Raw genomic sequence first — 10,987 nt, forward strand, 5'->3', positions numbered from 1 at the left:
TTTATATGTGCAAACGACCAACCTCATTTTGACATGATTTCAGAGATGGGCTTGGATGATAAGCTGAAGTGGACGAAAACGAAAATGGGCTATTACTACCAAGGAGAGCTATATCCTTGGGGGAATCCGATTGCACTTCTAAAGTTTCCAAAGTTGAGCTTGGTGTCTAAAATTCGCTACGGCCTGCATGCTTTTACTTCCACAAAACGGTCTGATTGGTCTGGTCTTGATAAAAAAGAAGCGTCCAGCTGGATCAAAAAATGGGTTGGGAAGCAAGCATATGATGTGATGTGGAAAAGCTTGTTTGATCTAAAGTTTTATAACTTTTCTAATAACTTATCGGCTGCTTGGATATGGACCCGTATCAAGCGAATTGGTAATTCGCGTTATAGTATGATGGAAGAAAAGCTAGGCTACCTAGAAGGTGGGTCAGAGGTTCTTCTCATTGCGATGAAAGATAAAATAGAGGAACTCGGAGGGAAAATTGAACTATCTTCTCCTGTTCGAAAAGTCGAGATCGAAGATGGCAAAGTTGTGGGATTGGACGTAAATGGTCAATTTCTAGAGTTCGAAAACGTGATTAGTACTGTCCCTGCACCGTACATTCCACGTATTATCCCTCAATTGCCAGAAAAAGAGCTAGAGCAGTTTAAAGCACTCTCCAACATCGCTGTTGTTTGTGTGATTGCGAAATTGAAAAAAGCAGTTACCGAAAACTTTTGGCTCAACATCAACGACAGTCGAATGGATATCCCAGGGATTGTTGAGTATAGCAACCTAAACCCTCTCGATGACCATATCGTCTATGTGCCTTATTACATGCCAGCTGAACACGAAAAGTATTCAGACTCCAATGAAACGTTCGTCGAGAAGGTTAAGAAGCACCTTAAGCTTCTTAACCCTGAACTCGAAGATTCAGACTTCATAGATATCCATGTGAGTCGTTATCGATATGCGCAACCTATTTGTGATCCAGGTTTCTTAGAAAAATTACCACCGGTCGATTTACCTGTTGAAGGACTATATGTTGCAGATACCTCGTATTACTACCCAGAAGATCGCGGGGTATCAGAGGGTATTCGATTTGGTACCGATATCGCTAATAAGGTTTTTAAATAATATGCGGATACCAATGCTGTCGAATCAGTTCTTCCTGTTTTTATGTACGGGTGGGTTTGCAGCGGCTGTCAACTTTGGCAGCCGTGTACTGTACAGCCAATATGTTAGCTTCTCCACAGCGATAGTTTTTGCTTATATCACCGGAATGATTACAGCTTTCGTACTCGCGAAACTTTTTGTCTTTCGGAGTGCGACCAATTCGGTTTCGAAGTCTGCCTTTTATTTTGTTTTGGTGAACTTGGCGGCGGTTGTGCAGACTTGGGCAGTGAGCATGTTTTTGGCCAATTACGGACTACCGTCTCTGGGTATTACTCACTACGTGGAAGAAATATCGCATTTGGTTGGTGTTATCGTGCCGGTCTTTACCAGTTACGTTGGCCACAAGAGACTATCTTTTCGTTAGTCGCAATGAAATCAACATCTCGTATGTCTCGCTCAGCGATATTTGCGTTTAGCCTGATCTCAATAGGATATGTGTTACTGGGGACGGTGTTCTCGGAGCACATTCCCCATGAGGTAGCTGTAAACCTCAACCCTATTGATGGATTGGTGCTGTTCTTTCTATTTGCTTCGAGTATTTTTCTTCGATACGTTCGATGGCACGTGTTAATGAGGCACCATGATCATTCGCATCACTTTGTGAGTGGTATGTGTTTCTATATCGCTGGCTTTGCATATACTGCAACTCCAGGGAAAGTTGGTGAGTTAACGCGAGCTGTATATTATCAAGGTATTGGGGTTTCTTCAGATAAGGTTGTTTCTAGCTTTTTGATAGAGCGCACCTTTGATCTATTGGTCGTACTGATATTGGCGAGTTTCGTATTTTTTAGCTTTCCAAGTTTAATATTTGTTGCCGTGGCTATTTTATCCATCATTCTTATTCTCGCGTTCTTGGCTGTTAAAATATCGGTAAGTCGTCAGTTATGTAAAAGTGCACGGAAGTTAAACAGCCGATATATTACTAGGTTTGCACTCCTTATCTATAAAGTTCTTCTGAACATGAACGCGAGTCTCAACTTTCGCCTTTTTGCTGTGTGTATGGGGTTAGGAAGCACAGCGTGGGCTCTGACAGCGCTAACATTAGTGTACTGCTGTGTTGTTTTTGATTTGTCGATTCCCTTTGTTTCGGCTTTATCTATTTATCCTGCCGCGATGCTATCTGGCGCTGTCTCCTTTATTCCCGGTGGCATTGGTGTGACGGAGGGGGCGATTGTATACTTGCTGCATCAGTTTGACGTTTCTTTGTCTGTGGGGGCGTTTGTCGCTTTAGTCGTTCGCTTTTGTACATTGTGGCTAGCTATGCTGTTTGGTTTGATAGCCACACTGCTTTCTGGTTTTTATCTTCTAAGGCAACGAGCGCGACTGTAATCTTATAACCGCTATTCGTTGATGTCGCTAGTAAATGCTGGGTAGTGATGCCGTTGTAATTTTGTTTGTTGTTCTCTGCATTGCTATTGTCGATAGGAGTTCTTTTGTCAGTATCATCAATCATCATCACCTTTCACCCCGATCTGCCGAGTATCGGGTCCTTACTGAGCGCTTGTCAGGCAAATGGCAACCGCGTCATAGTGGTAGATAATGGCAGTGAAAATGCCAAAGAGCTTGCGCAGGTTTGTCAGTCGTTCGAACGAGTGGAGCTCATTTGTTTGGAGGCCAATCTTGGCATCGCTGAGGCACAAAATATTGCGATAAGGCAGCTTAAGAACGATGACGATGATCTTGTGGTGTTCTTTGATCAAGACTCATCGATTGGTGACGATTATTTGAGGCAGGTCGAAGAAACGTATCAGAAGCTAGAGCGTGACTATGGCAGCGCACTTGTACTCGGCCCCCGCTTTTACAATCGTGTGTCTAAGTTTGAATATCCGGTCATCAAATTAAATCACTGGGGTCTAAGAGAAAAGCGTTTACCTAGTCACTATGCTCACCCTACAGAAGCGTCTTGTATCATTTCTTCGGGAATGGCAGTGAAAAAAGGGACGCTCAACCGTGTAGGCTTGATGGATGAGACTTTATTTATCGATTATGTCGATACGGAGTGGTGTTTAAGAGCGCGTAAGCAAGGATATCCGATATTGGTGGAACCACGCTTAGTCATGGAACATGAAATTGGTACGAACAATATTAAGTTTTTGAGGTGGCGTGTTCCTGTCCATTCTGCCGCTAGGCGCTACTATCGGATCCGAAATTCATTTTTTCTACTCAGATACTCGCACGTGCCCAAACTGACGAGCCTAAGAGAAGTTGTTTTTTCTATTGTGCATCAAGGTTTTCTCGTGGTCTTTACTGACGAGAAGGTCGGACATCTCAAGTCCCTGGTTCGGGGTGTGAAAGATGGTCTTTTTTACAAAAAACGGAAACCGGGCTCTTCAAACTCCCCAATGTAGCCTCAATTGATACCTTAGAGAACTTTGCCAATACCAAATGAAATGCTTGGATAGAAATCGTCTGTTTTGATGAGATGCAAAGTGGACGGCTTTGATGTTGGGGAAGTAATAGACGTTTAACTTGTGCTTGTTCGCACGCGTACAGATGTCGGCATCCTCAAAATACATGAAGTAACGCTCATCAAAGCCGCTTAGTAACTCAAAGCTATGGACAGTGAAGAGAAGAAAAGAACCAGCGGCCCATTCGATTCGCGTTGGTTTGTCAATTTTGCTTTTGTCGTAGACATCACTTCTGGGTATCCCAACTAAAGATTTTAATGGTGACAATAGACTTGGGTAGCGTCGAATAGAGCGATCGTAAGTGCTCAGCGACTTGTCGGTGTAGAGGTTGATTGCCGAGATGTCGGCTTGGTACTCAGTCGCTTGTGTTGCCAACTCTGACACGCTCTCTGCGTCGATTTCAACATCAGGGTTCAGTGCCAAAAAGAAGTCTTCACCGGTTGGGCTCAGATGCGATTTAACGTACTGAAACACTTCATTATTGTTGGCCCCGAATCCCTTGGGTTTAGAACCTTGGAGTAGATGGATATGGTGTTCACGGCAGAAGCCGGTGAGTGCGGGCGTTGGCTGGGTGTTGGATTTTATGATGATCGTAAAATGTTGGGCAAGTGTCGGCAGGGTCGGGTTATCGACAATCATCGCATCGTGATGGTGATTTACAATAGAAATAAATACAGTCATAAATCAGCTTTCATTCTCGCGGGGTGTATAGCCTGTCGGCGCATCAAGTAAGATGCGTCGAATACAGCTCACGTCAAAATTGTGGCAACACGTATCCAGCTCATCCAACAGTTGCTTCATTGCTTTCCAGTCCAACTTGTCTTCACAAGCGGTCATGATTTTTTGATGGCCCGTTCCCTCTACATTATCGCCAATCAAGAGTTCTTCATAGAGTTTCTCTCCGGGGCGAAGACCCGTAAACTTGATTTCAATGTCACCGTCCTCTGGTGAGTTGGCGGTGTATTCCTTCATCCCCATCAGGTGGATCATACGTTTGGCTAAGTCTAAAATCTTAACCGGCTCACCCATGTCTAACACGAACACTTGTCCATTGTGCCCTAGCGCGCCTGCCTGAATGACCAACTGCGCGGCCTCAGGAATGAGCATGAAGTAGCGAATAATGTCGGGGTGCGTCACTGTCACAGGGCCGCCCGAACGGATCTGCTTTTTAAAAAGCGGTACAACAGAGCCCGAAGAGCCTAAAACATTACCAAAGCGAACCATCGTAAAAGTGGTAGACGATTGTTTATCGGCCAGCGCCTGCAGTACCAGTTCAGCGAGGCGCTTACTCGCCCCCATTATGTTGGTGGGGCGAACCGCTTTGTCGGTGGAGATTAAGGTGAAGTTCTCAACGCCGGTTTCAATGGCGGCGTTCGCACAGGCAAGCGTACCAAAGACGTTGTTGCGAATCCCTTCGACAATGTTGTCTTCTACGAGCGGCACATGCTTGTAGGCAGCAGCGTGATACACGGTTTGAATGCGGTGCGCCGTCATCAACTTGGTTAGGCGGTTTTCTTTTTGCACTGAGCCCAGCGCCGCAACGAGTTTTGTCTCGGATTGGAGTTTTGCCTTGATGCCGTTTAACTCTTGGTCAATTTTGTACAGGTTGTACTCGTTGAGCTCAAAGAGAAGCAGGGTGGCCGGCTTTTGAGCAAGAATTTGGCGACAAAGCTCAGAGCCAATCGAGCCACCGGCGCCGGTGACCATGACGTTCTTTCCTGTGATGTTTTGTGACATGAGCTCGGTGTCTGGGTCGACAGGCGCGCGGCCTAACAAATCACCGACAGCCAAGTCTTTGATTTCTGTTGCACTGCCTCTACCTGCTGCGATGTCTTCGACGGAAGGTACCGATTGGATTTCAATTGGCCAATTGGAGAGCTTTTCCACCAATCGCAAGCGCTGGCCTTTATTGATGTTGTTGATAGCGAGCAGCAACTTAACAGGCTGATAGAGCGACTGAAGCTGCTCGAACTCTGACGGGTGGTATACTTTAATGCCAAACATGATTTGCCCAGATTTACTGCGGTCATCGTCAAGCAGAGCTACGGGGTGGTATTCATCGCCTTGGATGAGGGCATAGGCTAAGTCTCGACCGGTAGACCCCGCCCCATAGATGAAGACATTGGGCTTTTGGCGTCGGTAATAATGATAATAGATGGTGCGAATGAAGATACGCGGGCCACCTAGTGTCAAAATCGCTAATCCGGCATAGATAAACGGCACGCTTCTAGGAATAAAGGAGTGAAAGAAGAAGCCGCTGAGCGCCAGTGCTAAGGTCGACAGTAAGACGCTAAAGAAGATATACCCTACCGCGGGCAGCATCATGTAGCGCAAAACAGCTCGGTACATCCCTAATTTGGCAAAGCTGATGATCGTGACGGCGAGTGTCACCACAAGACTGGCAAATTCGTCAAACCCAATCGCAAACTCTGTGGTGCCTAAGCGAAACACAATGGCCAAATACAGCGAGGCAATCACCGCAAGGATGTCATAGAGAATGGTGATCAGCCGCTTGTTTCTGCGACTGGCATTAAGAAGAAGTTGAATGGGGGTGAACATCGAATACCACTGCCAGCTGAAAATTAGTATTTATTATTATGTCGCCTGTATTCTAGAAACCTTTAATGTCAAACGCTAGAGGAAAACGGTATCATTTGCCCCAATTGTGTTCTCACACATTGTTTTGTACGAGAAAAGCGCCGGTTAGCGCAGGGGGAAAATGAAGGTATTAGTCACCGGGAGTAACGGCTTTGTTGGCGCTCGCGCTATGCAATTGGCGAAACAGAGAGGCTGGCAGGCGGTGGGCGTTGTCCGCGTATCCTCTAAGCCGATTTCTGAGTCCTCGTTTGCGATCCAAGCCTTGGATGCCAAGACCGATTGGCAAGGCGCGTTTGACGATGTCGATTGTGTCATTCATTGCGCCGCTCGGGTCCATCAAATGCAAGAGAGTGAAAGTAACGTTCTAGAAGCGTATCGCCGAGTGAATACTCATGGCACCTTGCATCTTGCTGAGCAAGCGGCGAAAGCAGGCGTTAAACGCTTTGTGTTTGTCAGCTCCATTAAAGTCAATGGCGAGCGCACTTTGCCCGGTCAGCCTTTTATGCCAGATGTAGGCCATGTCCCCGATGATCCCTACGGCCTAAGTAAGTATGAGGCGGAAATGGCGCTGAAAGCCTTGTGCGAGCGCACGGATATGGAACTGGTGATCATTCGCCCGCCGCTGGTTTACGGGCCTGGTGTGAAGGCCAATTTCCAATCCATGATGGGGTGGGTGGCCAAAGGGTTGCCTTTGCCACTTGGCGCGATCCACAACGTGCGCAGCCTGGTCTACCTCGATAACTTGGTGGATTTGATGCTGACCAGTTGTGTGCATCCTCATGCGAGCGGGCATACTTTTTTAGTGTCCGATGGCGAGGATGTCTCAACCACACAATTATTGAAAGCGGTGGCAAAAGCAATGGGAAAACCGTCGGCGCTGATACCGATCCCAATGCGCTGGATTCAATGGATCGCAAAGAGCATCGGAAAGCCCGGCGTGGCGGAGCGATTGTGCGGCAACTTACAGGTGGACATTGAGCAAACACAATCGATTCTGGACTGGTCACCGGTGGTTCCTTTTCATGAAGGCATCGCGCGGACCGTCACGCATTTTATAGATACACAAGACAAAGACAAAAACAGGAGTATGTCGTGATTCGTTGGTTGGATTTTATTTTTGCGCTCGTAGGGTTACTCCTACTTTGGCCCGTACTCCTTATAGTGTGCGTAATGGGCTTTTTTGATACCGGTTCTCCATTGTTTTTTCAAACTCGAGTGGGGCGTTTTCAGCGACCATTTACGCTGATCAAGTTTCGCACGATGCCGGTTGAAACCGCGTCGGTCGCCACGCACCTAGTGGGCAAGAGTTCGGTGACCAAGCTGGGCGGATTTCTACGCAAGACCAAGCTTGATGAGTTACCGCAGTTGATTAATGTTCTTAAGGGAGAGATGAGCCTGGTTGGTCCAAGGCCGTGTCTTTTCAATCAAACCGAATTGGTTGCACTTCGTGAAGCGAAAGGGGTATATGAAGCTCGGCCAGGAATTACCGGCTTGGCGCAAATCAACGATATTGATATGTCGACACCTGAACTATTAGTTGAGTGGGACGTCCGCATGATTACACAGCTAACACTCAAGCAGTATTTCCTTTGCATTATTCAAACGGTACTGGGCAAAGGGGCTGGCGATCGCGTTTGATGCCCAGTCGCGCTACGCAACAATTTACGTTAATTTTCAATTGTATTCTGAACAACGGTGTGCATAATAAAAGCGCTCATAATCAGCCTAAAGTATTACTTGTATGAGCGCGGCGTCAGACGTCGCACACAATGTGAATGTTTGCGTAATGTGGCCAACGCAATGTCAATGGGCGGTAGCGTCTTTGCATGAATGGTGACTATTGGGGTTAAATCCCAAACAAGAACGAAAAGAATGAGTTGTAAACGCGTCAAGGATGTTGCGGTGTCTCCAAATCAAACAATAACGTCTCAGCGACTGTAAAGTTACTGGGACTTTTTTTTGCCTAAAAATTGGGTTGAGTGATGTTGATTTCGATTGGCCGCAACACACAGGGTTCCCGCATGTTATTGACGCACTGTTTCTCAATCTTTCGGGATAAAATTTCAAAATAGACTTTAGTTTGTTGCGGTTATGTGATCTTATGCTGCCTGGTTCCGGAGGTGAGTAATAATCGATGCAGTTTGAGACATTTAAAGAGCAATTTACCATGTTAAACGACCCTCGTCAGTCAAAAAAGGTGACATACAACTTCTTTGAAGTGTTGTTTCAGGTCGTCGTTTCTGTGCTTTGCGGTTACAAAACTTGGGATTATATTGAAGAGTTTGGACATCTAAATATTGGCTGGTTAAAGCGATACGGCCGATACGATAATGGTACGCCTAGCTACGATACCCTTGCTCGGATTGTCTCGTTAGTTGACCCTGAAGAGTTCTCACTCTGTTTTGCCCGCTGGTGCAATGAGATTAGAGCCGAAAATGAGCTTATTGATACGCATATAGCCATCGATGGAAAAGCCCTGCGTGGCACCTTTGATAAAAGTAAAAACAAGTGCTTAGTTCAGATGGTGAGCGCCTAAGCGGTGGATTCAAGCTTGGTGGTCGGGCAAGTTAAAACGGACAGAAAAAGTAATGAGATCACCGCGATACCAGAGTTACTCAAGCTAATCGCGATCAAGAATAAAGTCGTAAGCTTAGATGCGATGGGCTGTCAACGCAGTATTGCTGCTGAAATCGTCGACCGAGGAGGTGACTATTTACTCGCAGTAAAAGATAACCAAAAGGCGTTACATGCTCTGTTTCAGCGTCACTTTTCGTTCTCTCAACTGGCAGAACACAAAGCCACGGGTATAGAGGCAGTGGAATCAGGGCAACGAGGCAGAACAACAACGAGAATGTATACTGTGGTGCCATTTACAGAAGCGTTTGGTGACTTTGCGGTGGATTGGAAAGGGCTAAAAAGTCTTTGTATTGCAGTGACACATAAAAAAGAAGGCGATGACGTTGCCGGTAGCTTAGGCATCCGTTACTTCATCTCATCTAAGGCGCTGACGCCGGAAGAGTTTGGTCAGCTTTGTAGAGGTCATTGGGAAATCGAGAGTATGCATTGGTGGCTTGATGCGGTGATGAAAGAAGATGACTGCCGGATTATGCTTAAGCAAGCCGCTCAAAACTTATCCCGAATTCGTCAAATGTGCATTAATTTGATCAAATTGCTTCCCGAGAAAGGAACGCTAAAGCGCAGACCAATGCGATGTGCTTTGGATATCGATTATCGGGAGAAAGTGCTGTTTGGTGGTTAAAAAACATTCATGCGGGAACCCTGCCGCAACACACCATATTCGGAATGGTTGTTTCAATTCGCCAGGAAGGTGACGATGCAGGTTAAGCATTACATCAGCTAAGCAACGTTATCTGCAAAAGAGTTACTGGAGGGGACACGATCGCACTGGAGTATCGAAAAGCAGATGCATTGGCGACTCGATGTCGGTTTCAATGACGATAGCTGTAGTATTAGGCGTGAGCAGGCAGGAGAAAACTTAGCCGTGGCTTGGCATATCGCTCTGAATTTACTTACGGCAAAGAAAAGTTTTAAAGCAGGGATTAAGAGAAAGCAAAAGAAAGCGAATTGAAGTAACGCGTACCTTTCTTTAGTCCTTGCGGGGCAAGGGACTTCGTAATCTTACCCTGGCCTTGACAGTTTGTGTGACCTATTGGGGCCTTTTTAGAAAACAAGCAAATTTTAGGCTTTACAAGGGATAGCTAGCAATAGGCTGTGTCAAAATGAATGAAACGTGTCTCAGGCCAGGCTTAATGCTTGAAATTGTATAATCAAACAAAAGAGAGTAAAAAATGTTAAATAATAAAACTGTCCTTATTACAGGCGGTACTGGCTCATTCGGAAAACAGTTCATTAAAACTATTTTAGAGCGCTATCAAGACGTTAAAAAAATCATCATCTATTCTCGAGATGAGCTTAAGCAGTTCGAAATAAAACAGAAGTACCCTCACAAGGAATTCCCTCAACTTCGTTTCTTTATCGGTGATGTGCGTGATAGAAACCGTATGATTCAAGCATGCGAAGGTGTTGATGTCATTATCCATGCTGCAGCGATAAAGCAAGTAGATACAGCAGAGTACAACCCTACGGAGTGTATTCGCACAAATATCGATGGTGCTGAAAACGTTATCCAATCAGCTCTTCTGTGTGGTGTAAGAGACGTTGTGGCATTATCGACTGATAAGGCGTGTGCGCCTATTAACCTTTATGGAGCGACTAAACTTGCCTCTGATAAGTTATTTACTGCAGCAAATAACATTAAAGGCTCTAAAGATATTCGATTTAGTGTCGTTCGCTACGGAAACGTGATGGGGTCTCGAGGCTCTGTAATCCCTTTCTTCATGAAAAAGAAAGAAGAAGGCATATTGCCAATCACTCATGAGGAAATGACTCGCTTTAATATCTCATTGCAAGATGGTGTGAATATGGTGATGTACGCACTCGAAAATCACCTAGGTGGCGAAATTTTCATCCCTAAAATTCCTTCATACAAAATCCTTGATATCGCGGAAGCTGTAGCTCCGGGCGTAGAAACGAAGGTAGTAGGCATTCGTCCGGGTGAAAAATTGCATGAAGAGATGATCACAGATACAGATTCTCTGAATACGATTGATTTAGGTCGCTACTATGCGATCTTGCCTTCGGTATCTTTTACGTATCAAGAGCAAGACTACATTGAACACCATAAAGCTAAAAAAGTGCCATTTGGATTTAAGTACAACTCGGGTACCAATACAGAATGGGAAACTATCGAAGGTCTGCGAACTTTGATAAAAGAGCATGTTGACCCTAACTTCTCTGTTTAA

9 protein-coding genes and 2 pseudogenes are annotated in these 10,987 nt (G+C 45.6%); 9 read left to right on the forward strand and 2 right to left on the reverse strand.

The features are described 5' to 3' along the window. From AC6R0R_RS15840 to AC6R0R_RS15855, 4 genes are all read left to right on the forward strand, one after another. Positions 1-1,119 (forward strand): NAD(P)/FAD-dependent oxidoreductase (locus AC6R0R_RS15840; RefSeq protein WP_500627410.1); only part of this gene is annotated, 1,119 nt, incomplete at its 5' end. Between the two features lie 13 nt (positions 1,120-1,132). Next, a complete protein-coding gene (locus tag AC6R0R_RS15845) occupies positions 1,133-1,522 on the forward strand; it encodes a GtrA family protein (RefSeq protein WP_500627411.1) in 390 nt (129 codons plus the stop codon). A gap of 5 nt (positions 1,523-1,527) precedes the next feature. Beyond that, positions 1,528-2,487: a lysylphosphatidylglycerol synthase transmembrane domain-containing protein gene (locus AC6R0R_RS15850; protein WP_500627412.1), complete on the forward strand. Its 960-nt coding sequence runs from the start codon at positions 1,528-1,530 to the stop codon at positions 2,485-2,487. 104 nt (positions 2,488-2,591) lie between these two features. Next, positions 2,592-3,506, forward strand: coding sequence for a glycosyltransferase family 2 protein (locus AC6R0R_RS15855; protein ID WP_500627413.1), 915 nt, complete (start codon positions 2,592-2,594; stop codon positions 3,504-3,506). On the opposite strand, the gene AC6R0R_RS15860 is transcribed toward AC6R0R_RS15855, so the two are convergent. Both AC6R0R_RS15860 and AC6R0R_RS15865 read right to left on the reverse strand, forming a co-directional pair. Next, positions 3,489-4,247: a glycosyltransferase family protein gene (locus AC6R0R_RS15860; RefSeq protein ID WP_500627414.1), complete on the reverse strand. Its 759-nt coding sequence runs from the start codon at positions 4,245-4,247 to the stop codon at positions 3,489-3,491. The genes AC6R0R_RS15855 and AC6R0R_RS15860 overlap by 18 nt on opposite strands. A gap of 3 nt (positions 4,248-4,250) precedes the next feature. Further along, positions 4,251-6,125: a polysaccharide biosynthesis protein gene (locus AC6R0R_RS15865; protein ID WP_500627415.1), complete on the reverse strand. Its 1,875-nt coding sequence runs from the start codon at positions 6,123-6,125 to the stop codon at positions 4,251-4,253. A 160-nt stretch (positions 6,126-6,285) separates the two neighbouring features. On the opposite strand from AC6R0R_RS15865, the gene AC6R0R_RS15870 reads away from it, so the two are divergent. The 5 genes and pseudogenes from AC6R0R_RS15870 (at position 6,286) to pseB (ending at position 10,987) form a co-directional block, all read left to right on the forward strand. Continuing rightward, entirely contained in the window at positions 6,286-7,260 is a 975-nt protein-coding gene (locus tag AC6R0R_RS15870; RefSeq protein WP_500627416.1) for a UDP-glucose 4-epimerase family protein, read from the forward strand. Further along, positions 7,257-7,802, forward strand: coding sequence for a sugar transferase (locus AC6R0R_RS15875; protein WP_500627417.1), 546 nt, complete (start codon positions 7,257-7,259; stop codon positions 7,800-7,802). The genes AC6R0R_RS15870 and AC6R0R_RS15875 overlap by 4 nt, the downstream gene beginning before the upstream one ends. 529 nt (positions 7,803-8,331) lie before the next feature. Further along, positions 8,332-9,423, forward strand: a pseudogene (locus AC6R0R_RS15880) (ISAs1 family transposase). A 23-nt stretch (positions 9,424-9,446) separates the two neighbouring features. Next, positions 9,447-9,753: pseudogene (locus tag AC6R0R_RS15885) on the forward strand (ISAs1 family transposase); the annotation flags it as partial. Positions 9,754-9,973: 220 nt separating this feature from the next. Then, a complete protein-coding gene (gene pseB, locus AC6R0R_RS15890) occupies positions 9,974-10,987 on the forward strand; it encodes a UDP-N-acetylglucosamine 4,6-dehydratase (inverting) (RefSeq protein ID WP_500627418.1) in 1,014 nt (337 codons plus the stop codon).

The organism is Vibrio sp. R12-SW3-ISO1 (genome assembly GCF_059834005.1).

Bases quoted from the DNA above. Each gene is read 5' to 3' on its own strand.
- AC6R0R_RS15845 (WP_500627411.1), top strand. From the start codon at position 1,133: ATGCTGTCGAATCAGTTCTTCCTGTTTTTATGTACGGGTGGGTTTGCA.
- AC6R0R_RS15850 (WP_500627412.1), top strand. From the start codon at position 1,528: ATGAAATCAACATCTCGTATGTCTCGCTCAGCGATATTTGCGTTTAGC.
- AC6R0R_RS15860 (WP_500627414.1), bottom strand. From the start codon at position 4,247: ATGACTGTATTTATTTCTATTGTAAATCACCATCACGATGCGATGATT.
- AC6R0R_RS15865 (WP_500627415.1), bottom strand. From the start codon at position 6,125: ATGTTCACCCCCATTCAACTTCTTCTTAATGCCAGTCGCAGAAACAAG.
- AC6R0R_RS15870 (WP_500627416.1), top strand. From the start codon at position 6,286: ATGAAGGTATTAGTCACCGGGAGTAACGGCTTTGTTGGCGCTCGCGCT.
- pseB (WP_500627418.1), top strand. From the start codon at position 9,974: ATGTTAAATAATAAAACTGTCCTTATTACAGGCGGTACTGGCTCATTC.